Annotated in this window: 18 protein-coding genes; 12 read left to right on the plus strand and 6 right to left on the minus strand. The window is 43.5% G+C overall.

Annotated features, from left to right (window positions below; translation table 11 throughout):
* Window positions 1-38: 38 nt before the first annotated feature.
* Window positions 39-770 (plus strand): hypothetical protein, encoded by a 732-nt coding sequence (locus ACHWSC_RS05955; protein WP_394676156.1) that lies wholly within the window; start codon window positions 39-41, stop codon window positions 768-770.
* A 178-nt stretch (window positions 771-948) separates the two neighbouring features.
* Here ACHWSC_RS05955 and ACHWSC_RS05960 read toward each other — a convergent pair whose 3' ends face one another.
* Window positions 949-1,314, minus strand: a complete 366-nt coding sequence (locus tag ACHWSC_RS05960) for a lipocalin family protein (protein WP_394676157.1) — start codon at window positions 1,312-1,314, stop codon at window positions 949-951.
* 155 nt (window positions 1,315-1,469) lie between these two features.
* Here ACHWSC_RS05960 and ACHWSC_RS05965 point away from each other — a divergent pair, with 155 nt between their 5' ends.
* The 6 genes from ACHWSC_RS05965 (at window position 1,470) to ACHWSC_RS05990 (ending at window position 7,495) form a co-directional block, all read left to right on the plus strand.
* Window positions 1,470-1,637 (plus strand): hypothetical protein, encoded by a 168-nt coding sequence (locus tag ACHWSC_RS05965; RefSeq protein ID WP_394676158.1) that lies wholly within the window; start codon window positions 1,470-1,472, stop codon window positions 1,635-1,637.
* Between the two features lie 3 nt (window positions 1,638-1,640).
* Entirely contained in the window at window positions 1,641-2,381 is a 741-nt protein-coding gene (locus ACHWSC_RS05970) for an alpha/beta hydrolase family protein (RefSeq protein WP_394676159.1), read from the plus strand.
* Between the two features lie 460 nt (window positions 2,382-2,841).
* Window positions 2,842-4,407 carry a hypothetical protein gene (locus ACHWSC_RS05975; protein ID WP_394676160.1) on the plus strand — a complete coding sequence of 522 codons (1,566 nt, stop codon included), beginning with the start codon at window positions 2,842-2,844 and terminating at the stop codon, window positions 4,405-4,407.
* A 50-nt stretch (window positions 4,408-4,457) separates the two neighbouring features.
* On the plus strand, window positions 4,458-4,625 hold the full coding sequence (locus tag ACHWSC_RS05980) for a hypothetical protein (protein ID WP_394676161.1): 168 nt from the start codon (window positions 4,458-4,460) through the stop codon (window positions 4,623-4,625).
* 585 nt (window positions 4,626-5,210) lie between these two features.
* On the plus strand, window positions 5,211-5,558 hold the full coding sequence (locus tag ACHWSC_RS05985) for a helix-turn-helix transcriptional regulator (protein ID WP_394676162.1): 348 nt from the start codon (window positions 5,211-5,213) through the stop codon (window positions 5,556-5,558).
* 446 nt (window positions 5,559-6,004) lie between these two features.
* The gene (locus tag ACHWSC_RS05990) at window positions 6,005-7,495 is read left to right on the plus strand and encodes a transcriptional regulator (RefSeq protein ID WP_394676163.1); all 1,491 of its coding nucleotides are present in this window, start codon (window positions 6,005-6,007) and stop codon (window positions 7,493-7,495) included.
* Between the two features lie 51 nt (window positions 7,496-7,546).
* On the opposite strand, the gene ACHWSC_RS05995 is transcribed toward ACHWSC_RS05990, so the two are convergent.
* A complete protein-coding gene (locus tag ACHWSC_RS05995; RefSeq protein ID WP_394676164.1) occupies window positions 7,547-8,419 on the minus strand; it encodes a helix-turn-helix domain-containing protein in 873 nt (290 codons plus the stop codon).
* 668 nt (window positions 8,420-9,087) lie between these two features.
* Window positions 9,088-9,555, minus strand: coding sequence for a PA2169 family four-helix-bundle protein (locus ACHWSC_RS06000; protein WP_394676165.1), 468 nt, complete (start codon window positions 9,553-9,555; stop codon window positions 9,088-9,090).
* A 206-nt stretch (window positions 9,556-9,761) separates the two neighbouring features.
* On the opposite strand from ACHWSC_RS06000, the gene ACHWSC_RS06005 reads away from it, so the two are divergent.
* The 5 genes from ACHWSC_RS06005 (at window position 9,762) to ACHWSC_RS06025 (ending at window position 17,195) form a co-directional block, all read left to right on the plus strand.
* The gene (locus ACHWSC_RS06005; RefSeq protein WP_394676166.1) at window positions 9,762-11,477 is read left to right on the plus strand and encodes an FAD/NAD(P)-binding protein; all 1,716 of its coding nucleotides are present in this window, start codon (window positions 9,762-9,764) and stop codon (window positions 11,475-11,477) included.
* Window positions 11,478-11,614: 137 nt separating this feature from the next.
* Window positions 11,615-15,235, plus strand: a complete 3,621-nt coding sequence (locus ACHWSC_RS06010; protein ID WP_394676167.1) for a response regulator — start codon at window positions 11,615-11,617, stop codon at window positions 15,233-15,235.
* A 20-nt stretch (window positions 15,236-15,255) separates the two neighbouring features.
* Window positions 15,256-15,630, plus strand: a complete 375-nt coding sequence (locus tag ACHWSC_RS06015) for a response regulator (protein WP_394676168.1) — start codon at window positions 15,256-15,258, stop codon at window positions 15,628-15,630.
* On the plus strand, window positions 15,627-16,454 hold the full coding sequence (locus ACHWSC_RS06020) for a CheR family methyltransferase (RefSeq protein WP_394676169.1): 828 nt from the start codon (window positions 15,627-15,629) through the stop codon (window positions 16,452-16,454). Before ACHWSC_RS06015 ends, ACHWSC_RS06020 begins: the two co-directional genes overlap by 4 nt.
* A gap of 84 nt (window positions 16,455-16,538) precedes the next feature.
* Window positions 16,539-17,195, plus strand: a complete 657-nt coding sequence (locus ACHWSC_RS06025) for a response regulator transcription factor (protein WP_075993578.1) — start codon at window positions 16,539-16,541, stop codon at window positions 17,193-17,195.
* Between the two features lie 109 nt (window positions 17,196-17,304).
* On the opposite strand, the gene ACHWSC_RS06030 is transcribed toward ACHWSC_RS06025, so the two are convergent.
* From ACHWSC_RS06030 to ACHWSC_RS06040, 3 genes are all read right to left on the minus strand, one after another.
* Complete coding sequence (locus tag ACHWSC_RS06030) at window positions 17,305-18,846, minus strand: hypothetical protein (protein WP_394676170.1); 1,542 nt, start codon at window positions 18,844-18,846, stop codon at window positions 17,305-17,307.
* Between the two features lie 21 nt (window positions 18,847-18,867).
* The gene (locus ACHWSC_RS06035) at window positions 18,868-21,912 is read right to left on the minus strand and encodes a SusC/RagA family TonB-linked outer membrane protein (protein WP_394676171.1); all 3,045 of its coding nucleotides are present in this window, start codon (window positions 21,910-21,912) and stop codon (window positions 18,868-18,870) included.
* A 405-nt stretch (window positions 21,913-22,317) separates the two neighbouring features.
* Window positions 22,318-25,047: a DUF5695 domain-containing protein gene (locus ACHWSC_RS06040; RefSeq protein WP_394676172.1), complete on the minus strand. Its 2,730-nt coding sequence runs from the start codon at window positions 25,045-25,047 to the stop codon at window positions 22,318-22,320.
* Window positions 25,048-25,247: the final 200 nt, after the last annotated feature.

Raw genomic sequence — 25,247 nt, forward strand, 5'->3', positions numbered from 1 at the left:
AATTTAAATCTACTCTATTTTAAATCGTATTGTTTTTTATGAAAGCATTTGGACTTCTTTTCTGTATCTTCTCTTTACTGACCATGAAATCATTGGCACAATTGCCAAGTTATAAGATGGTCGATTGGGCCGCGGCTAATGATATGTCCTCAAAAGAGGGAGGATCGTTCCTGAAATCGATAGCATTTAACAATGCACAGGTCTATAAATATAAGGAAACCTTTATTATCATGCCGCTCAACCCATTCAGCAAAGCGATCTTAACCAAAGACAGCGTATTGATGGAAAGCTGGATCCAGAAGGAAATATTTCCCATGGAAGGCACACTGAACCGTTTCTATTTCAATAACAGAGAAAAAATGGATCATTTAAATACCTTTATCCCTGTACTGAAAAAAGAGCTCCTGCAAGCGGCTGGAATTGAATCCGAGGTAGTTGCTGCAGCTGAAATCGATAAGATTTATGCCTTTGTAGCAGACAAGAAGAATTTTGAAAAATATAAACTGAATTATATTGCGGTAATGGGCGATTACCTCAAATCAAAGGCATCACCTGATGTAAAGTGGGGGCTGCTCAAAAGTAAGCAATTGCTGAATCCACTGGTGCAGATGGCGCTGGTGAAAGATGACGGCGGAGTAATCTATTATTTTGATCTGGAAGAGCGATTGGACAATTGGGAGCTTAGCGACAGAGAATTGTTGGAGCATAAATTTCAGGATGCACATTGGCGCCGTTCCAACGAGATTGAAACTGCCATGGCCATTGAATAGGGATCCACTATAAATTTTGCCCGACTGTTTCTTAGCTATAGTATTTGAAAGTTTTGGGGTTATAATATCTTTCTGATAGCAAAATATCGTTTTAGGATAGAGCAGACAAAAGCCCGGTGATGGAGATCCATGCCGGGCTTTAAAATTTATTGCTTCCAATAGGAATTATTTTAGGCTGTTATTCTTGCACTTTTTTGTATTCGAGGGTGCCCAATTGTTTATGATAAATGATACGTTTGGTGCCATCAATGTACGCTAAATTAAATTTGACAGGGATTAGTTTGACTGTCACAGTCAATACCTTATCATCCTTTGAAAGCTTCCATTTTCCGTTAATGCTTTCTTCGGCAACAATACCTTCAAATTTTCCGCCTTCTTTAAAAACCTGATAGACCTGATCGGATTTGAACTGCTCCTTAATGGATTTTTCAGCTCCGTTTTTTGTAATCTTGACCAGCTGCCATTTGCCAATAAGGTCTTTGGATGCCTGGCTATAACCTGCAAAGGAACAGAGGACCAAAATAAGTGTTACGAATGTTTTCATGTTGTGTTTGATTGTGGTGTAACGTATAGCTTAAATTTAGGAAATATCAGCGCATATTGGATCAATAATAATTAGGTGAGCAGATCGATAATGCTCAATTTTGATTAAATTTAGGAAATCAATGGTATTGAACTTTTTAGGAACCTAAAACAAGCATGAAAAAAGCAGTGAAATATAAAATTTCTTACCTAAGCCGTACCCTGCAGTACGGCTTATTTGTCTTATTATTGACTATCGCCGGACCAAGTATCGGGCAGCGCAAATCGAGTTCCGACGGGATCACCTCAGGGAAAAATGGAGTGGACAATTTTAATCTGGCCTAAAATATGAAATTGGGTGCCTCAAACTTGGATTTCCACGGATTCGAGGGCTATAGTTTTTTGTTTCAGGGACGCGAGGCCAAGGTTATCCGTCCAAAAGTGACAGCGCTAGGACATCCCTGGGTATGGCGCGCCCGCTTTTGGGGGCACGAACCGCAGGTAGACATTGGTCTGCTCGAGCACGGCTACCATGTGGTATACTGTGATGTCGCCGAGCTTTTTGGCAATGAGGAAGCGCTAACAATCTGGGATGGGTTTTACCGCAAGTTACAGGAAGGTGGGCTCAGTAAAAAATCGGCTATGGAGGGAATGAGCAGGGGTGGTGTCTATATCTACAATTGGTGCCTACGTTATCCTGATCGGGTAAATGCGATCTATGGCGATGCTCCCGTATTGGATTTTAAAAGTTGGCCCGGCGGCAAAACTACAGGAAAAGGAAGTAAATCGGATTGGGAGATTTTTAAGAAAGACTATGGATTGACCGAAACACAGGCTTGGGCATTTGCGGATGCACCCATTGATAAAGCCAAAATCATTGCGGGGTTCAAAATACCATTGCTGCATGTTGTCGGCGATAAGGACGATGTGGTGCCTATCGCCGAAAATACCTTACCATTTGCGGAGGAGATTCGTCGCGCAGGTGGTCGTATTGAGATCATCCATAAACCCGAGGTCGGCCATCATCCGCATTGTCTGGTAGACCCTAGTCCGATTATCGATTTTATACTGAAAGCAAGCAGCAGGTAGCGACCAATAGGTAAACCGAACCAACCTGAACGAAAAACTTCAAAAGACGGTAAGTTTAATAACAGCTTGAAAAGGCCAGTCCAAAAGGATTGGCCTTTTAGTTTTTATACCCCATTTATCTTATGGTATCAGAAAAACAATGCTGTGGTTTCGGTAATAAATGGATAATATTTACCCTCTTCATTAATAATCTAGCCTTTCTTTTGTATTCAATATAACCTAAAGTTAACCTGTCTTGTTTTTGTTTATATTGTTGATAATTAGGTTTTTATGTTTTTAAAAATAAAGTGTGATAGCGATGTGATAGCTGCTTTTTCTTTATTTTTTTGCTCGAATGTTAATCTTTGTGGGAACGTTTTGAAGCATGGAACAACCTGGCGTTGTTGACATGTAATTGAATCGAAGTATTTCATTCTAAAATCATAAAAAATACATTAATATTTAATTAACCATTTCCAAAATGATTTCACAATTTCGAACAACAAGCGGTTGGAAAACGTTAGCCTTTTCGGCACTTATCTGCGGTTCTTTATACGCATGTAAGGAAAGTAAAGACAGTGTAGCCCAGAGTGGCAAAGCGAATGTAAGCATTCATTTACTCGGGGTAGAAAATCCTGTCGTCACAACAAAGAAAGCGAGCAACGGAAGTAGCTCGACAGCATCCAATCAGACCATTGTAGTACCGCTTACAAAGACAAGTTCTTTTGAAGCAACGTTGACGAACGAGTCGTCCGCAACAAGTGGCAACCTATTGCGGGCCTCGTCCGGAAATCGCGCTGCGGTAACTGAAGAGCGTACTCCACTTGGCGATAACGTCAAATACAAAATCGTTGTTTACAATAGCAGCGGTGATTATGTGACTGAAAAGACCTATACAAACACCGTAGACAACACGAGCGACATCACGCTTGATGCTGGACAAGCCTACACGTTCGTAGCCTATTCGGTGAACAGTACCTCTACGGTGCCTGCGGTAACGGCACAAACAGATTTGACAACAGCCAGTCTGGATAATATCAGTGCTGACCTGATGTACTTTAAGAAGGATCTCACGGTTCAAGCTGGCGATAATAATCTTGATGTTGTCTTAAAACATCAATACAGCGAAGTAACGACCAATTTGAGCATGGCGACAGAAATGACGGGTGCCATTACAAACCTGGCTGCGACAACTATTGACCCAACGCATCCAAGTGCCAATTTAAAGTTGGCAGATGGTACCATTACCTACAATGGATCAACAGCTACAGCCAATGTTGTATTTCCTTCACTGGGAACATCAGGCTTGCGTACAGTATCGAGTACACCAACAGTATTGATTCATCCAAGTGCAACAAATGGTGTCTTTAATTTTGGATCCATCACTATCGATGGTGAAACGAAGAATAACGTATCGGTAGCCGGTTTAAATATTGTTCCGGGGCAACGTTACAACCTGAACCTGAACTTTAAGACATGTACGCAGGTAGTAACAGGTGGTGCTAATCTGAACTGGAACTATCAGGCGTCGGGAAATGGTGCCTTTGTAAATGGTGTAGTAGTCCCAAGTGGAAATACCGTTGAGCAAACGTTGACAGCTCCAGGTGCTGATTATGGTTTTGTATTTGATATTCAGCAGATGGACAATTCCTTTAATATGGAGGTCAATGGAATAAAACTGGCGACCCAGGAGATTCAATTTGAAGCAGGCATCGCCATCGCACCGCGGAATGTTCAATTTGCTGATGGAAGTATTTATAATGGAGCGGACGCCGAAGGTGGGGCTAATATTCCTCAGATTTATAATATGGTTGGTACAGCAACTCATCCAATTATTCGTGTTGTCATTGCTCGTGATGGTCAGGTAAGTATGTATGGCAGTAAAAGTAATGGTGGCGAATTGTATCCATTGGTTTTAACAGCTGGTACATTTAATATTGTGCCTTGGAGTTCGACTTCAAATACGGTGAAAATTACTCAGATAGTACAAGGTAAAACAACAATGATTGGCGCCGGTAGCGGTAGAAAAAAGATTGCCTGCCCGTAATCTGACAGTATAATATATTCATTGGAGTACCAATAAAAAAAGATCAAATCATGAAAAATACAGAAAAGAAGGTTTATATAAGTCCACGTGTTGAAACAACGACAGTAGAGTTGGAGCAAGGTATCGCAGCAGGTTCAGCTCCTGATACGATCCATAGTACCGATCCGCAAGAGTCATGGGACAATGCGGGTGACGATAATCGAACCATTAATTGGTAATGTCGTGCTGTCTCAGATGACAGAAGCTAACTTGAAGTAAATATACTCGGCCGGGATTTAAAAGATCTCAGCCGAGTTTTTTTTGGAGGGGAGCTGTACACAACAATGCTCGAAACCAACGTTCGGCTTACAACCGCGGAAAATCCAGTAGTTGGGCGCATACTGAATTGCGCGATAAATTGACCATTTATTTAGATATTGTTTTTTTAACTTATTGTTTTTCAGATTATTGTTAAGTGTGATAGCAATGTGAAAGGCTGTTTTTTTTGTTTCTTTCTTTTAATCCAAATATTTGTCGCCATAATCAGGAAGGGTATTTCGGAAAAGAGATTGGCAGATAAATGCATAGCTGAAAATACGCTGGATAAATGTTTCCTGATGATGAAAATAATGAATTATCGCCCGGACCAATTTGCGTGAAGGTCTGTGATAATATATTTGGATTTACTCGATGGGGAAGATGGAGCCCCGTCGAGTTTATTTGCTCTTCCCTCAGCTGATCGACAATAGTTGTCAGTTTTGGAGGGAGTTAATTTGGTTCAGGGACGGAATATAAGAACAAAACTTACTGAAATATGATATACAATGGAAAGGAATAACTTTACTGATCTAATTGCTTTAGCGAAGAACAATGATGCCGAGTTTTTGGCTTTGTTTAATGAAATCTATCCCGAGTTTATCGCCTCATTAAAGACAATAAACCCAAAAATCCGCAGCAGCGAACTGGAATTCTGTGCTATGACCTTTCTGAATTTTTCGACCAAAAACATTGCTCAATATACCTTTGTAACGGTGCGGGCTGTCCAGATACGCAAAAATAGATTGCGCAAAAAGCTTAACATTGCCTCTGATATAGATTTTAACAACTGGATGCGCGATCAGGTTCACCGCACTCCCCATGCTAGACAAGAGCGTTCTGTTCAAACGATCTAAAATAAATTGCTTTTGTACTTTGCTCCCGATGTATACTAACTCGGGTATATCCAAAAAAACAATCGGGTGGTCGGTATTTTTATTAAATGTGTGATACTTATGTGATAGCTGGGTTTTCACCAGTTGTTTGACAATTGTTTATCTTCGTTTTTAATAAATTATTGTAATTCAATACGATTGTTTATTGCATTTCTCCAACCAATGAGTTTGTCATTTATTACAGCTTATTTATAAAATGTGATGGCAATAGTGCCTTGGTCAGAAGGATAACTGTCTTTGTTTTAAGAATATGAGCGGAAGAGTATTGGGAATTAAATTGATTTTGTGTCGATTTAATAGTGGTTTAATTTCTCAAAATAGCTAGCTTTGCACGCGCTATAGGCAGACATAAAAAACCTAGCAAGGGAGATAATCGAGAGATGCCTAAATAATGACCTAGTACCACCATGAAGAAGCAATTTTTACTTTTTATTTTATGTTTATTTACACTTAAGTCAATCGCCGAAGATCGCCAGAAGCGCGAAGTTGATTCACTTTTAGCAAAATCGATGGAATTTGCACAGAAAGGGAATTTGGTAACCTATATCGAAACGGCAATAAAAGCACTTAATATCGCCAATGCCGCTGACTATGACGAAGGAAAAGCAAAATCGGGCTCTTATGTAGCGGAAGGACTTGTGACTGCAGGCTTATTTAAGGAAGGACTGAAACAGCTGGATCGTATTGAGACTACGGACTATTATAAGAATGAAATTTTTATGCAATCCGAAGTCCATCGATTACGCGGCCGGGCTTATGGTGGGCTTCTGCTCAATCAACAGGCGCTTCGGGAGTTTCACTTGCAGCAAGAGCTTATCAAAAAGCTGACCGGTGAAAAGAAAGTAAAAGCTCTCCAGTTTAATTATGAAAATTTAAGTGTCGTTTTTCAGCGTCTAGGGCAGCTGGATTCGATGCAAAAATATACGGAGCTACAATTGGATAACTTGAAGGTATTTGCTGAAAAGGATGCGGCCATGCGTTATCAAATTGTATATGAAAATCTGGGGAGGCTATATGTTCAAAAGGGCGAGTTAGCAAAAGCACAGTTATACCTTGAGAAATCGCTGGAGCTTACCAAAAAATATAAAATTCCTGTGGTTATGAACACATACAGTACGTTAGGACTGTTGGAGAAAACGAGAGGTAATTTTAAAAAGGCTGCTGCTTTCTATGAGGAGGGCTTGGCAAGAAAGCAGGCAGCTGGTAGTAGAATAGGTATGCAAAATTCTTACCGTGAGCTGGCTGATTTTTATCGTATAACCAACTTAAACAAAGCTAAAGCCAATCAATATGAAATGGCCTTCAGCCGGCTCAATGATTCGCTGGAAAGCGAAAATAGACAGGTTGTCGATCAGGTACTCAATCAGATTTTGAAACTCAAAGATGAGGAATCGAATACCAAGGTGTCAAGGGCAGGAACAATTGCACTTAACGCCCTATTGTTGCTGCTTGTTGCGGTTTCTTTTTTTGTTTGGCGGTCGAAGCACAACCGGAAGATATTGGTACAGAAAGAAGAGGCATTGCAGGAAACCGAAACAATCAATAAGGAACTGACCGAACAGATCGGGGAAAATAAATTCAATACATTGATAGACCTTGCAAAAAGCAACAATCCTGAATTTTTGATCTTATTTACTGAATTGTATCCACAGTTTATCCAGGCGCTCAAATCATTTGACGCTAATCTTCGAAGTACAGAATTAGAGTTTTGTGCCATGGCCTTTCTCAACTTCTCGACAAAAAATATTTCGGAATACACCTTTGTGACGATTAGGGCAGTACAGGTCCGCAAAAATAGACTGCGCAAAAAGTTCGACATACCATCGGATGTAGATTTCAATAACTGGATGCGTGAGCTCGCGGGAACGCCGACTATCCCATTGGCACCTGAGGACTAAAAAAAGAGCTGATTAATACAGCTCTTCTTTGATTCGCTTTGTCACTGCTCGCTAATCTTTATTCATCAAAAGCTTACTTTTATAATCTGAAGGCGTAATCCCTTTAATCGATTTAAAGAACTTGTTGAAGTTGGGAAGGGAGTTGAATCCACATGCATAGGCAATATTTGTTATCTGGTTTTCATCCTGAACCAACAGCCTGCAAGCTTCATTGATCCTCACTTCATTGACGAATTTTGAGAATGTTTTTCGTGTATGTGCTTTAAAAAAGCGACAAAAGGATGGCTTGGTCAAGTTCGCCAATTTAGCTGCTTCCTCTAAGGAAATTTCATTGTTGAAATTTTCAAAAACATAATTGTATATGCTAAAAATAATTTCCCCATCCTTTCGCGGTGATCCATTGCTATAGGACTTATCGGATAGTACAGCATATTCTTCTGTGTGAAGAAGGGTAGCTAAGCACTCAAATAGATAGGCTGTTTTTTGCATATCGGAGGTGCCGACCATTTTTCGTAGTATTTTTTTGAGCTTATCTTTTGTTTGTCCATAAAATAACATCCCCTGTCGCGATCTTTCCAGGAAGTCATGCAGCGGGGCCGTTTCAGCTAATAAGGGGCAAAAAGATAGTAGGGCTTCTGGGTCGAAATGTAAGGTGATAGACTGTACGCTAGGTTCGTGGCTGGTATACCCATGCGTATTGTACCAAACATGTGGCAAGCCGGGGCCGATAAATGCCAGTTCGTCGCTTTCAAAGTCTTCCAGCTGATCGCCAATGCAGCGTTGGCCATTACCCTTGATGATGTAGGTAAGCTGGCATTCACTGTGAAAATGATATTCGGAGAGGTATTTGTCGCAATTTTCTCGTCGAATTTCAAAAATCCTGTTCCCTAAATTAGAAAGTGCTTTCGTATAAACCGGTCTCATAAATGCTGAAAATATTTTAATGAAATAATGGCAGCGTGTACCTATCTTTATAATTGATTTGAAATTGTATCTCAAAAGACGCATTATTAATCAAAAAAGCCATGTATTAAAGTCTTAAAATCATGTAAAATATTACTTTCTTAACCGTTTACCGAATTGAGCATTGTACGATGTCAAAATTTCTTAATAATTTGATCTTGATGTGGCTCATTGTATGTGTATTGTTTACGATGTGGGCCTATTTTAACGATACGTACTTTCCGAGGGGTATCCTAATGGTTCAGCTGCTATTAATATTTTTTCAGCTAGTGAACCGATTTTTCATACAGTGTACGGCAATTATTTTTTATGTCTTTATACTCTTATATGTAACTTTCGGTGGTGTCAAATCTGCTATACCCTATAATTTTTCGGATTTCCTTTTTCCGCTTATGGTTACCGTATGCAAGTATGGCGATCATAGGATGATGTATTTAAGTGAAATGATATTTTTGATCATACTAATTGTTACGACAACAATCTCTGTTCGGGAGAAATGGAAGCAATCAGCAAAAGCGGCACTGCATTCTTGGCTAGGGTGAGTCAATGATGAAGTCGAAACATAAAAAAATACCGAAGGGATTACACTTCGGTATTTTTTGTGAAAAAGAAAAATTACTATTTCAATCTTAGAGGGTTTTGCTGTCGCGCAACATTTTAATGATATTATGCGCTTCAAGCTGCTTGCTGAGCTGTGTATTGATCAAGCTATGAACATTTTGCGAAAGTTCTTCCGATCCTTCAGCCAAAGCTGTTTGATAAGTTGATTTGAAGGCATCTTCGCCTTGCTCACAGGTTTCGAGCAGACTTCTTTCGTCATCTCCCGTAATAGTTACTTTTATCCCCATCCAGGCGCGGAAAAGTTTGCCGCTCAGCATAGTGCTGTCTGTTGCCTCTTTGCCTTCAAGCTCAACATAAGGTGTCAACTCGGCGATAAACTCTTCTGACTGTCCGATAAATTTTTGAAATGTTGGTATAAGTTTATCTAAACCATGACTTGTTGCTAGATCAATTGCTTTTTTATAACCCTCAATGCGGTCGTTGTTGATTTTGATAATGTCATTGATGATCTCCGGATTGTTGATGTTGTTTTCCATAATATTGTTATTTGTTATCATTTTGTTTATTCGAAAAACAGCAGGTACCTGATGATCGTTTGCAGAATCCGAGATTCAGGTATTTAAATCGTGGCCCGTATTTATCCCGTTTTTTATTGTCCGGGAATAAATGGCCCTAAAACTTTCTGCAATTTGCCCTTGTTCTTAGAACCGAATACTGTCCTTTAGGCAGCGCAACGAAAACTATGCAACAAAACATTCATGTAGCCATTATCGGGGGTGGACCCAGTGGCCTGTTTATGTACAAAAGATTGATCGAAAACAATATAGCCGGTCTCAAAGTAGCTATTTTTGAGTCCCGTAAGCAATTGGGGGCAGGGATGCCTTATAGTTACGAAGGTGCCACATCGGAGCATCTAACTAATGTATCGGATCATGAAATTCCCGAACTGGTTTCGACGATTGAGGATTATGTTCAATCCTTATCGGAGACCACGCTCCGAAGCTATGGAATCGATGTTGACGATTTTAATCGTTACAAAGTGGTGCCACGGCTGCTCCTTGGCCGCTACCTTTCGGAGCAGTTTATGGTATTGAAACGGATGGCTGATGAAAAGGGGATAGAAACACAGATTCATCTCGGCAGCCAGGTAAGTGATATCATTGATCTCGATAGCCAGATGCAGGTTAAAATCTTGGTGGGCAGCACCGATACTCATATCGTAGACAAGGTTATCATCTGTACCGGACATAAATGGCCAACCAGGTATGAGGGCAATGTAGAACATTATTTTGAATCGCCCTATCCGCCGTCAAAGCTCGCTTTAAAAACAGATCATGCAGTAGGCTTACGTGGCGCTTCGCTCACAGCAATCGATGCTATCCGTACACTAGCACGCCACAATGGTTCTTTTGACGCGCTGGAAACAGGAGAGTTAAGGTATCAGATCGACCCGGGAAGTGAAAATTTTAAGTTATTGATGCATACCCGAAGTGGTCTTTTACCTGCGATCCGCTTCCATCAGGAAGAACCTTTCCTAGCCAACAAGCTCTTGATCTCCGAAGAGGAACTTATGCTTAACAGACTTGAAAATGAAGGTTTCGTGTCGCTGGATTTTCTGTTCGATCGTAATTTTAAAGCGCAGTTCAAGGAAAAGGATCCCGACTTTTACGCAATTGTGGAAAAGCTCAGTCTGGAAGACTTTGTAGAAGCAGTGCTCAGTTTAAGGGAACAGAAAGATGCCTTCGAGGGATTTCGCCAGGAGCACGAACAGGCGCTGAAATCTATCAGAAGGCGCAAGTCTATCTATTGGAAAGAAGTGCTTTCTGCCTTGAGCTTTACGCTAAATTACCCGGCCAAATATATGTCTGCCGAAGATATGCTGCGTTTAAAAAAAGTACTGATGCCGTTGATTTCCATGGTCATCGCTTTTGTGCCGCAGAGTTCCAGTCGTGAGCTGCTCGCACTGCGCGATGCTGGTCGGCTGGAAGTGATCAATGTTGGTACGGAAAGTCGGGTTGAACCTGCGAGCGACCGCGGCGCTAACTATCTTTATACCGATGAATCTGGGATAGAAGTAAAAACCCATTATAAGACATTTGTGGATTGTGTAGGACAGCGACCGTTGAACTTTGAAGAATTTCCTTTCAAGAGTTTAGTTGAGAATGGCAATGTCAGTCCAGCTTACTTGCGATTTCGTTCAGTGGAACAGGCCAAAGAACAAATGCTGGCAGGAAACGACCATATGTTTGTGGCTCCGGATGGCGCCATTTTTTTGCAGGTACCCGGGGTAAAGATAGACGACAGCTTCCGGCTGGTAGACCACAGCGGCAATGCCAGTCAACGTCTTTTCATGATGGCTGTACCTTACATGGGCGGCTATAATCCGGATTATTCGGGCCTAGATTTTTGCGCCGCTACCTCGGCTATCATTGCCAGCAAGATTGCTGAAGGGGGATAAATACGTAAGTTTTTGTTAAAATACGGTAAGATGGTTGGGGCCTGGCCACACGGGATTTAATTTAAGCTCCCTATTGTTATATTTGGCGGCCATCTAGACCATCAGTTGGCATTGTCTTAACTCAATTGTTGAAAAGCATGCCTAAAACTATTTTAAGAAACCTGCAGGTAGGTTTTGGAATTTCACTGTTGATCCTGTTAGCGAGTTCAACGGCTTCTTATGTGAGTATCCGTAAGCAGATCCATAATAGTGCGATGGTTGACCACAGCCGACGGGTCATGAGCCGTGTCAATAAAATTCTGCAGGATCTGCAAAATGCAGAAACGGGCCAGCGTGGGTACTTGCTGACGGGGATGGAAAAGTTTCTCGATCCCTACAAAAATGGTCTTCAGTCCTTGCCCCAGTCGCTGAGCCGCGCACACGATCTTACGGCTGATAATCCAGCGCAGCAACAGGTGATTGATACCCTGTCAACACTTGTTCAGTCTCGACTGGATCGATTAGAGAATTTGGTGAACATCAAAAAACGGGGCGGTATGGTCTCTGTTGCCCAGCTTGAAGAAGGCAAAACCTATATGGACAGTTGCCGTTTGCTGATCAGCAAAATCATAGATAAAGAAGAATCGCTGCTCAATCGACGTTCGGATGAACTTACACGCTCTTCGGGATACACCTCCATATTTGTTTTATTGGCTGCGGCAGTTTCGTTGCTGATTACACTGTTTTTTTACTTCCGGCTCAGGACAGATTTCTTTAAGCGCGAGGAGTTGCAGCATGACCTGAAACGAAAAGATGAGGAGATCCAGCGCCGACTGAGCATTACCCAGCGTATAGCGCGCGAGATTGCTGCCGGTAATTACGATATGCAGATTCAGGATGGCGAACAGGATGATCTGGGCAGCTTGACGGGATCCCTCAATGAAATGGCCAGATCGCTCAAAACGTCTTTTGATGTACTCAGTAATAACAACTGGCACCAGGCCGGACTAACCCAGCTGAGCAACCTCTTGATGGGTAATAAACAGCAGGAAGAGCTTACAGCCGTTACACTGGGGCATCTGACAAAATATGGCAATTGTGTCAATGGTGCCATTTACCTGATGGAACAGGATGAACTTGTCTTAAGGGGATCCTATGGGCTCGAAGATCTCGACCATAAGCGCTTCGCTCCAGGAGAAGGCATGGTCGGTCAGGTCTTTAAAGACGAGAAAGAAAAGTTATTCGAAAACCTCGAAAATAGCAGCTATGTTATCAGTTTTGCTATCGGAAAGGTGCAGGTGAACAACCTTTTTATCTTGCCTGTTTTTGAGGGGAACCAATGTATCGGTGTGATGGAGCTGGGTTCATTACAGCCCTTTTCTTCGATACAGCTGGCATTTTTTAGAGATGCAGTGCAAAAAGTAGGTACTACACTTGCGGCGGCGCAGGCCAGATTGGTGGTCCAGAATTTATTGGAAGAAACTCAGGCACAGACCGAAGAGCTGCAGGCACAGCATACCGAATTGGAATCCCTTAATTCGAGCCTCGAAATGCATACGCATAAATTGCAGGCGTCGGAGGAGGAACTCCGTGTGCAGCAGGAAGAACTGGTACAGTCTAACCACGAATTGGAGGAACGCTCCAAACTGTTGGAAGATAAAAATGTTGAAATTGCCGAACGCAATCAGGAAATTCAGAAAAAGGCGGCGGAGCTGGAACAAAGTACACGCTATAAGTCTGAATTTTTGGCCAATATGTCGCATGAACTGCGTACACCACTCAATTCAATTCTGTTACTTTCCCGTTTGATGGCCGAAAATTCGGATGGCAACCTCAATGAAGAACAGATGGAATCGGCAGCTGTGATCCAGAGTTCTGGAAAGAGCCTGCTGACCTTGATAGACGAGATTCTGGACCTTTCCAAAATAGAATCCGGAAAAATGGATCTGGATGTACAGCCTGTATTCTTTACCGATATACTGAATGGACTGACGGCTATGTTCGGACCAATCGCCGCGGATAAGCAGCTCGGATTAGAAATGAGCGCCGCGGAGGGTTTGCCGATGCAGCTCGAAACAGACAAGCAGCGCCTGGATCAGATTTTACGTAATCTATTGTCGAATGCCATCAAATTTACAGCTTCGGGTAAGGTTACCCTGCATATTGACCGCGAACAGTCGCAGAGAAACCGTATCGTATTTGAAGTACGCGATACTGGAATAGGAATACCAAAAGACAAACAGCATCTGATTTTTGAGGCTTTTCAACAAGCAGACGGTTCTACACGCCGCAAATTTGGGGGCACTGGACTAGGGCTCTCGATCAGTCGGGAACTGGCGCGCCTACTCGGTGGCGAAATCTTGCTGGATAGCGAAGAAAACAAAGGCAGTATTTTCCGCCTCATCCTTCCGGAGCAGATTTCGGGCAACATGCCATCCATATTTGCTACGGAATTGCAGCGACCAATGATCGGAGAAACAGACGTTGAAACGGTGGGGCACGCCGTAGTGGGGCAAGATTCACAAGTGGCAGTGCAGGCCATGGAAAGGATGCCTGAGATTCCTATTCCAGCCGATATTCCGGATGATCGCGATAGCATCGTCGCAGGCGACCGCTTTATCTTGATTGTTGAAGATGATATTGAGTTCGCAAAGATCCTGCTGAAATATACGCGTCAGCAAAACTACAAAGGTATCGTGGTAGTCCGTGGTGATATCGCGGCGGAGATGGTGGCACGTTATATGCCGCTGGCGGTCCTATTGGATATTCAGCTTCCACTTAAAGATGGCTGGCAGGTAATGGCTGAGATCAAGGAAAACCCCAAGACTCGTCATATACCTGTGCATATTATGTCTTCTTTACAGGTTAAAAGAGAAAGCCTGCTTCAGGGCGCCATAGACTTTATCAATAAACCGATGGCATTGGAACAGATGGGGGATATGTTCCGTAAAATAGAAGATGCCCTCACGCGACATCCCAAAAAAGTACTGATCGTTGAAGAAAATCCCAAACATGCGGCGGCGCTGTCGCTCTTCCTTGAAAGTTTTGACATTGCCTCGGAGATTAAGAGCAATGTAGAAGATAGCATTGTGGCGCTGAGCTCAGACTCTGCCGACTGCGTGATACTTGATATGGGGGTTCCGGACCGCGTTGGCTACGAGACATTGGAGGCTGTGAAACGAAACCAAGGCCTTGAAAATTTGCCGATTATTGTATTTACCGGTAAGAACCTCTCGCAGGTAGAGGAAATGAAATTAAAACGGTATGCGGATTCTATCATTGTAAAAACGGCTAATTCCTATCAGCGTATTTTGGACGAAGTAGGTTTATTTCTACATCTCGTAGAGGAAAATAATGGTCCTTCTACCAAATCGCCGGGTAGACTTGGCTTTTTGCGGGATGTTCTGCAGGGAAAAAAGGTACTTGTAGCGGATGACGACATCCGAAATATTTTCTCGCTAACCAAAGCGCTCGAAAAATATCAGATGACCGTGGTGCCGGCAACGGACGGAAAAGATGCGCTGAAACAGCTGGAAGATAATCCGGATGTGGCGGTGATCCTGATGGATATGATGATGCCCGAAATGGATGGTTACGAAACGATTGCTTCGATCCGAAAAGATCAGCGATACGAAAACATGCCCATTATTGCTGTTACAGCCAAATCAATGATGGGGGATAGGGAAAAATGTATTGCCGCAGGAGCGTCTGACTATATATCCAAACCGGTGGATATCGATCAGCTATTGTCTCTCTTGCGCGTATGGCTGTATGAATAATAACGCAATAAATAAGGAGCATGGATAAAAACAAAACCATATTGATCATCGACGATGATCAGAACAATATATTTGCGTTGAAATTGGCCTTGAAGTCAAGAGGTTTTCAGGCGATGGGCAGTCTGTCTGCAGAAGAAGGACTTGTTCAGTTACGGGATCATGGCGGCATATGTGTTGTGCTTATGGATATGATGATGCCCGAGATAGACGGCTATGAAGCCACCAAGCTGATCCGTCAGTCATGGAACGCAAGTGAATTGCCTATTATCGCCGTGACGGCACAGGCTATGACTGGCGATCGTGAAAAATGTCTGTCTGCGGGGGCAAACGGCTATATCTCGAAACCAATCGACATTGAACTGCTTGTGCAGATGATAAGAGAAATAGCGGGATGACCACAGGGAAAAAAATTGTCAGCCAAGAGCAGGTCATGATTCTGATGGAGGATGTGGAGCGTCTCTATGGTTACGACTTTACCCACTATACGAAAGCATCCTTATCGCGGCGGATCAACCAGCTTTGCCTGCTGGATAATTTTGCGAGTTTCGCAGAGCTACGTTATCGTGTTGTCCACGATCCGGAATACCTGCAGCGATTTGTTGAAAAGATGACGGTGAATGTGACCGAAATGTTTCGTGACCCAAGCTTTTTCGCAAATCTTCGCCATGAAATCCTTCCCAAATTGCGTACTTCGCCCTTTATCCGCATCTGGGTAGCGGGCTGTGCAACAGGTGAGGAAGCTTACTCACTGGCAATCCTATTGCAGGAAGACAATCTGCTGCACAAATCATTGATCTACGGCACCGATATCAACCCCTCGGTGCTCGAGCAGGCAAAGAAGGCTGTCATCCCGATGGCAAACCTAAAATCTTATGTTGAAAATTATCAGCTTTCGGGCGGTAAAGCAGATTTTTCATCGTACTATACCGCGAACTATAACTGGGTAAAACTCAATTCCACCTTGCGAGAACGCATTGTTTTTGCTTCTCACAACCTGGTGAGTGATGCTTCTTTTAATGCTTTTCAGCTGATTCTATGTCGCAATGTGCTGATCTATTTTGATACAGAACTGCAGGCCAGAGTATTGTCTCTTTTTGATGAGAGCCTCGAAACATTCGGCTACCTTGCCTTAGGCAGTCAGGAGACACTGCGCTTTTCTGCGCTGGCACCCCACTATAATCAGGTGGGTAATGAAAAGATATGGCGAAAGGTCAAGTAGAACTGGAGGGGATTTTTACGTGAACTTATTTTAAAAAATAACTTAATTAAAAAAATAGATTATCTTGGTAGGATTGGAGGAAAAATGACTAAAATTCTTTTAGTTGATGACCATCGACTTGTGCGAAATGGGATACGCTTGATTATTGATACCCACGACAAGCTTTCGGTGGTAGGGGAAGTAGACAGTGCAGAGGATGCATTAATCTATCTTGAACAAAATGCATTGCCAGATCTGGTTTTAACGGACCTGAATATGCAGGGCATGGATGGTGTAAGTTTCATCCGAATGGCCAAAAAAATATATCCTGATCTTAGGTTTGCTGTGCTTTCCATGATTGAAGATCCGGTTGATGTAGCCGAAGCTTTTCGGAGTGGCGCAGACGGGTATCTATCTAAAGGGGGGGATTATGATGAAATCTTATTTGGATTGTTACGTTTATCTCATGGGCATAAATATCTGATGACCAATTTCGGTCTACGGTTTATGGAAAATTTTGATGTTGAGAATAGCGCGAATGTTGATGTTACTTCACGGCTGTCGCAGTATGAAATCACAGAAAGAGAATTTGCCGTACTGGAACTCATTGCGCAGGGTTTCACCGCTGTGGAAATTGCGGATAAGATCTTTTTGAGCAAACGGACTGTCGAAGGGCACCGTCAGAACCTGATGGACAAAACCAAAAGCAAAAATACGGCCGATCTGATCCGTTTTGCATTTCAGCAAAAACTGCTGAGCTAAAAAGCGCTGTAAAAAAATAGCCTTTGTTTCCACGCTGCTGTGTGCAGCGCGGAAAACAGAAGGCATATATATAAACGGGGTTAGTTCGACAGAATGGTGTGCTGTTTGATTATTTTGAAGCTGGCTTCCAGCCATTGTCGCGGGCTGTACCAAGCTCACCAAATTTGCCTTTTTCACCGGCAGACTCATTCCCACCGAAGGTGTAGACAGGTTCTCCGATGAGTTCCAGTTGGATCTGTGGTATCGGAAACTGGGTGGGCGTGCCGCCCTGTAGCAGATCATTTCTCCGCATAAAGGTGAAGGGTACAAAAGTACCACCCGCCCCATCTATTTCTATGGCATATTCATAATGAATGGCATCGCGTAGGGCACTGGCGTTGGCTATCACATCAGGAAGACCTCCCTTTTGTTTGCGGGAGGCTGTCGAAGCATTCAGCTCAGCGGCAGCACCATCGTAATCTTTCAACCAGTATTTTGCTTCTGCCCGCAATAAGCGTGTTTCTTCGGCCAAAAAGTAAGGATTGACAGCGCCGGCAACATTGAGGGTAGACAGTTTGGGATACATCCACCGGGAACGCATGTAATTGCTGAACAGCCCCCTTCCTCTGGCTTCCAGCAGAATACCAAAGTTGCTTGTGTAAGTAAAATATTGGTAGAAACGTTTGTCGTCAGATTCAATAGGACTCAAGATAATGCTGTTGTTGGTGGGGTAGGCTGTGGGAGTTTTTTTTGTTTTATCCGCCAGATAAGCGATTTTGATATCTGCAGGAACATAGGAGGCTGTTCCGTACGGGCGTTCGAGTACATCGACCAGGGCATTGTAGTAGCCGCCCACGGTAGTGGTGATGGTGTAATCGGTGGTAAAGCCTTTGTTGGCATAGGCAAGAACTCTGTTCCAATAAGGGGAACCCAGATTTTCTGCTTCGGCCTTATCCCGTGCTACGGAGGAAAGGATCCGAGCAGAAAGCGAATTGATCAGCAATACGAGATCGCCTTTGGAAATGGTGACACCCTTTAAAAAATCGAAATTCAGGTTGGGTGTTTCGGCAATAAGCTGCAAGGTCTTATCAAGATGTTTGATGCCATTCTCGATCAGCTCTTTATAGGAATTGGGAAACTCCTTGAGTTTAAGGTTGACATCATCGACAATCAATCCGCGGTCGAATATTGCGCCCAGGTAACCTTGGGAGACACCTTTTGCATAGTAGGCACCAATAAGACAGTCTTTGGTCCGGTCGGCACCCTTGTCATCATAGATGGTCAACTTTTGATTCTCGATCAGGTCGATCACTTTGGTGGCATCCAGATTGGACTGATAGAAATTGGAATACACTTCACGAACGGCTGCATTACCGCGGTAAGCGGAATTGTTGTTCAAACGTAACCGCGGTTCGTTCGCAAAATCCCACCAGGACTGGCTGCCGTTGGTATTGGTTGACTGGTCTGCCCAAAGACTAAAATGGGAGCCACCAGCGTTATTGGTCGTGGTATTAAAGGCGGTTTGCACACTGCTTGTTGTGAGTACATAACCCAAACTTTTTATCTTTTCTATGGCTTCGGCATTCGTCAATGTCGAGGGGTCATCGAATCCGATTGATTCGCATGAGCCTAGTGAGAAAAGAACGGCTAAACCAAAAAATATCTTCTTCATGTTTTACTTTGTCTGATTAGGTTAAAAATTGAAGGTGAGTTTCCCTGAAATAATACGGTAGGTAGGGTAGTTGAATCCATCCTGTCCGATTCCATCAACATTAACTCCCTTATAGTTTGTCCAGATAAAGAGGTTTCTGCCGATAAGGGATAGATTGGCGTTTTTCAGAACCTTGGAAAGACCTAGTTTTTCTGTTGGGAGTTTATAGGATAACGAAAGCTCGCGAAGGGCCAAATAGGTCGTTTTTTCGATCCAATAATCTGTCACTTGTGAGGCGTTGAATACCTGGGTGGTAAAGTTTAGCGGTTTGCCTGCGGCGGCACTCCGGTCAGAAAATTCCGAGCGGTAGACATAGGTCAGATATTGTGCGGTTTCATTGAATTTCTGTCCCCCTTGTTGCCAATCCAGCACGCTGTAAAGTGAAAAACGCCCATAATTAAAGGTGTTGGTAAAGCCCAGTAAAAAATCTGGATTGGCATCGCCGATAATTTTGGCATTGCCAGTTGCAGCATTGACATAAAATACGGGAGCTTCATTTGCCGTACCCAAAGCTGCTTTTTCTACCACAACACCAAAGTCATTTACCACATAGTCTTCAACCCGTTTGGTACCGTTACCGGCATTGATGACAAAACCGTCGGCATTGGTTTGCAACTGCGCGAGATCCGAGTGGATACTGTACCCATAAATTGCGGTGGTACTGGCGCCGACAGCTTTTCGATAACCGTTGTATGTAAACTCTGGAACATCGCCCAGCGAGGTAATCCGGCTACGGACGCGGCTGAAAGTAAGGCCTGATGACCAGCTAAACTTTTTATGCTCGAGCACTTTTCCATTGACCTCCAGTTCGAAAGAATTTGATTTTACAGCGCCTAGATTGTCGTAGATGCTTGCTGAGCCCGAAATCGGTGTAAAGGCTGGGACAGAAATAAAATCGTTGGTACTATTTGAAAAAGCATAGTTGAACTGCACATTCAGTCGCTTAAATAAAACGGCATCAAAACCAAGTTCCGTTTCCGCGGTAACTGCCCGCTTCAGGTCGGTATTGTCATTTTGTGTATAACTGACCCCCCCTGTATTGGTGATGCTGACGCGGCTGTCTTTGGCTCCAAAGGGAGGAAGGCTTCCCGCTTTTCCATATGCCACCCGCAGCTTAAACTCTGTCAATGGATCGAGCTTGATATCCTGCGTCAAACGGTAGGCGGCAGAAATTCGGGGGAAAAAGGCTGTACCTACATCGCGGCCAAATCGTGAACTCTGATCGAGCCGGCCCAAGGCATCGACAAATAGCTTGTCTGCCCAAGCAAACTTGGCGTTGAGGAAATAGCCGTGGTTAACTGTTTTTTCCCAATTGGATGAAATGACCCTCGTGCTCGGTTCTGTCACATCCAGGCTTTTGACTGGGGCCGTAAGATTTCGACCGGAAGCATTGAAACCTGTCTGCGATGCAAATTCATACACATATTTGGCGGTAAGCCCCCAATCCAGATTACCATTCCTGCGGTTGTAATTTAATTGTAGCTGGCCATTTTTGCTGGTGCTTTTAGAGGTTCTTAAAGCATAGTTTCCATTATTCAAACTGACATCCGGGACAATGGTCTGATAACCTTTAGGATAGTATTCTTCGGTATTATATTGTTTTGTCTGTAAGGAAAGGGCACCTTCGGCACTCAGGTGTTCGGTAATTGCATATTTTAGTTTTCCGCCCAACAGCAGATTCTCGGTCTGATAGGCGTATTCCTCATTGCTCAGTCGATAGAAAGGATTGGTCCATTGCTGTCCTGAAAGATTACTCCCTTTGGGTAGGTAGACATATTTTCCCGATTCATTCTTTTCGCTGAGATCGATAAAAGGCTCGACAAGTAAAGTCGAATAAAGCAGTCCATCCGAACGGCTGGATACAGCACTCGAAGGTGTATTGAAGAAGCTATACTGTGTGGTTAGATCGGCTGTAATTTTGGGTGAAACGCGGTAACCAAGATTGAATAGAATGTTCTGTCTTTTGTCTGCATCGACCACTGGTGAAACTCCGCCTTTATGTTGGTTCTGTGCGGATAAATAGATGTTGTATTTTTCACCACTTGCTGCGGCCGAGATGGAATTTGTAAAATAGCTGGTCCGACCCAATAGATTTTTGGTATTGTCCACATAGTCTTTATAGGGATGCAGATTGACCGAAAAACCATTTTCCTTGTAGTCGATCACGCGGGCACCATTGACCAACAGAAAAGATCCGTCTGGATTGACCTTGAAATGATGCTGATAGGATAGGGGGGGAAGTAATAACAGACTCGAGTAACCAAGTTCATTATCTATACTGATATTCAGTTTTCCTTCCTTTTTACCGTTTTTTGTCAACACCTGAATGACCCCGCCCTCGCCACGGGTTCCATATAAGGCCGAAGCTGCAGCTCCTTTAACAACTTCGATGCTCTCAATATCGTTGGGATTAAGATCTGAAAGACGGAGGGCTGTGACGAAGCCATCCACAACGATCAAGGGTTCGATTTCTCCGGTTACCGACTTTGATCCACGGAGATATACCGACGCTCCGGCATTGCCACCCGACTGGTCGATGCGGAGGCCGGCGACTTTTCCGCGTAAACTCGTGGAAGCATCGAGAGCAGGAACGGTGCCGATCAGCTCCTGATCTACTTTGGTTAATGCAAAGGATAGCTTTTTGCGGCTTGTGCCTTGTGCAACACCTGTTACCACGACTTCTTCCAGGTCTTTGCTTGCTGGGCTGAGCTCAATAACAATGGGACTTTTGTCGATCACAAGAGATAGCGACTTGTAGTTGAGATGCGTCAGCTTGACCTTAAAGGGGAGCTTCTGTCCAGTAACAAATTGAAACCTACCCTCCCTGTCGGTTTTCACAGAGTGGGTAACAGCATCCAATTGTACAGTGACATCTTCTATAGGCTGTTTGGTAGAAGCGTCAATGATATGGCCCTCAAGGGTAGCGTTTACGATAGGTTTGGGCTTGTTCTGTGAATAAGTGGGTTGTACCCAAAAAAAGAACAATAGAAAATAGATAGAATACAGCCGTACTCCAATGTTTTTCATAAAATTTGGATTAATAGTTAAAAATTAAACAAGTGCCAACGCCAATTGATTACTTGCAGGATTTCTAGGGGAATGTTTCTACAGCAGAACACTGTAGTTTTGTGTTAGCAACACATTCGCATGGATGCAATGTGGAATTGTTGATTTTTCATAAGGGATCTTAAATGTTAAAAAAGTTTAGTTGATTGAATACGATAAGCAAATATAGGGAATAAAAAATAAAGTCTATAAATTTAGTAGATTATTTTTTAAATAAATTGAACTGCGCTGCTGCTACGAAACCAAAGCGGGCTTCCATCTAAATGAAAGCCCGCTTTTTGAAGTCTTATGATCGCTTGTGTTTCTAGCATGGATGCTGGCGAAGAGATAGCCCATGTTTTAGTAGGCCATTGTATGGATTCTTTTCTACTTCAGCTTTTTCAATTTTACTGTTTTTGTTGATAGGGGTATTACATAGCGATTCAATGGATCTTGGTTTATTCCTTCCACCTCATAATGGCTTTCGGGATTTACATTGAGCAGAATATTTGTGCTGTTTTGTTTTGCTTCATTATTGAAGATCAGGGTGACGCTATGGTCTTTTTGATCGTAGTGCAATTCGGCAATTTCTCCGGCATCTGTGGTCAACCAAAGATTTTCTTTTGCCAGGAAGACACGTCCTTTGGAAGCTGTAGTCAGGGCAACCTTGACCTGCTGTTTTTCGGTTTTTAGATTACCGCTGAAAGCCAGCCAGCCAAATTCGGGATGTTCGACAATATAGGTCCCCGAATTGACGGCATACCCGTAAAAGCCGGTTCCATAATCGCCCGAGATGCCGTCATTGGCCAGTGTGGATGGGTAGGAGTGGAATGCTCCCGGGCCAAAGCCGTCTGCTGTGACATTGGCCAATGCACCCATCATACCTGCATGTCCGATACGGAGCAGGTAGAAGTCGTCTGGATGGTCGCGGTAGGCTGTAAGGACGGGAATGGCATTGAGGGCCGAACCATAATGATGCAGCTGTCGCTCGATACGGGAGAGCTTACCGCCGTAGACAAAATCCCAATAACGGCGTGCACTGCCATTGTAACCCCAGTGCGGCACGGTAGGCATGTAAGCAATGATGGCATTGAGCGTCACTTGAGCCTTTTCGTCGAAGCCGAAAAAGCGCGACCAAAGGTATACCTCTTCCTGACCTGTAGAATCCCATGGCATCTCGCTCCCGAATGGATAATTGAGGGTTTTCCAATGCTCTGCCCGCTTGCGCATGGCGGCTTCAAGCTTGTCGGCCATCGTTGTTAATCCTTCCTTACGGAGATCATTGAGGACGATAAGGAAGATACTGCCTTCCATTTGACCGAACTGCGCGTAATAAGGCGCTTTTTCGACCATGGCGATACTGGTCTGATAAGCCCGTTCGAGGTACTTGTCCCAGGTTTCCTCATTGACCAGATTGTTGTAGTTGCGGGCGAGCCTGTACATCACCCAGTGTGCTGCCGCAACATGTGGATAATTGTAGGACCGCCCAATGTCATCGGCTTCTTTTTTTGGCCAGGCAGACCAGGTTTTCCAGTTGATATCCGAACGGTAGGTACCGGCTGGCATCGAGTCTGGTTCATAATAAAAAAGGCTTTTGACAACCCCATATTTCTTGTCGCCTTCTTTATGCTGGATATGGCCGTAGAGGGTCTCATTGACAAAACGTTTTAATTTGGCTATTTCCTGTTGATCGGGCTGCAGGACCTGTTTCATTAGGGCGGCAAGCCAGCTTGCTGCTCCGGCTTCATCGCTGAGGCCTGCAAACCAGGCGCTCCTATTTTGGGTGATGGGCTGCTGTTCTTCATAATCATAGGATATGACGGATGGTGAACGGCCAAAGAGATCCTTGTCATTTTCATACCACTGCTTGGTGGTGAGGAAATGGCCCAGATCCTGTACAACTTCTTTTTCGGATTTGATCACTTTATAGTGGATCGTCTGCGTAATGCCATCCCCATAGTTGATGGTAAGTCGTGCACGTCCCCAACGGTTGCCCTTCACTTCGTATTCGGTCCATTGCTGTGCTGTGCTTCCCTTTTTTGTCAGGGTCAATGCACCTTCGGGATAGACACTGACACTTTTGATCGCTTTGTTGTGCTTAACAAAGAGTTTTGCGGGATTGTCCATGGGGACAACATATCCGGGAAGTCCAACAGCAACAGGCCTATTGTTTTTCAATAACTCCGATTCAATTTGCCGGATACTTGGCGCGAGGACAAATTTTAAAGCAAATGTCTTTGATTCATGTGCCTTCAAGAGGGTAGAAGTCGGTGTATTCCATTGTTCTACGCCTTTCCAATCAGTCTCGGCATATGCCTTACTGTGGATCATCCATTCATGAAATCCCTCAAAGGTAATACTTCGGGGGGTAGGGTCTGTATTGAGCGGATTGTAGGCTTCAAAGCCTGCATTTTTATAGGGCAATACCAGTAGACTCGGTCCATTGCCATGTAGGCGGTTGACCTGTAGATAACCCGCATCTTGGCCGATATAGGGATCGAAAAAGACATTCTGTGCATGTGCCTGATCGAGATTTTTCCAATCCATATTGTTGTTGAAGGGAAGTGGGATACCCAGCGCGCCGATTTCGATGGGATAATCGTTGGGATTTGAAATCTCAAAACTCAGGATCAGATCGCCTCCGTCATCTTGCCAGCTGCGTACAACCTTCAACGGAATATTGTTGAGCGTAGGGCTGATATCTGCGCTTGCAAGATAGTTTTTTGCCGGATTTATTGGGATGACATGTTTACGGTCTGCCGCCGATGAGTAGGAAGTCCAGGGGGTATCACCCTGACGGCGTAAACTGATATTGATATCACCGATATGAAAAAACTTATTGCGGTCTCTTTTGCTCAGGAGTTCAACAGGTGTATAGTCAAAATCTTTTTCGCCGCCGTTGGGGCGAAAAGAAGATAGCGTCTGCGATGCATTGAGGATAGCTACATGGAGGTTTTTGAGGGTAAAGTTTTTGGCACCCTCTTCTACGCCTAAAGTGGCTTGCTGTGCTTTGACTGCTTTCCATACGGGGTGTTCGTCTTGTTGGCTATATACGCTGCTTGGCAACTGTGTGCATACGAGCGCAAATAGGATCCAATAGCTTTTTTTAAGATTCATTTTTGACATGTTATTGCTCATTTAATACGCCGAAGATCATTGTTCTTACAAAGATGAAGGATTGTACCCTCGATTTATGGGTAGATTTTAACCTTCAATAGCCCATTTTTAACCTATTAGCCCTCAAAATTTGTAATGCGATGATCGAAGTTATAAATTTAATGTTAAATAGACACTTATCTTGGGTTTTATTTGTTATA

Origin of the sequence: uncultured Sphingobacterium sp., assembly GCF_964277905.1 — a bacterium.
Classification (GTDB): domain Bacteria; phylum Bacteroidota; class Bacteroidia; order Sphingobacteriales; family Sphingobacteriaceae; genus Sphingobacterium; species Sphingobacterium siyangense.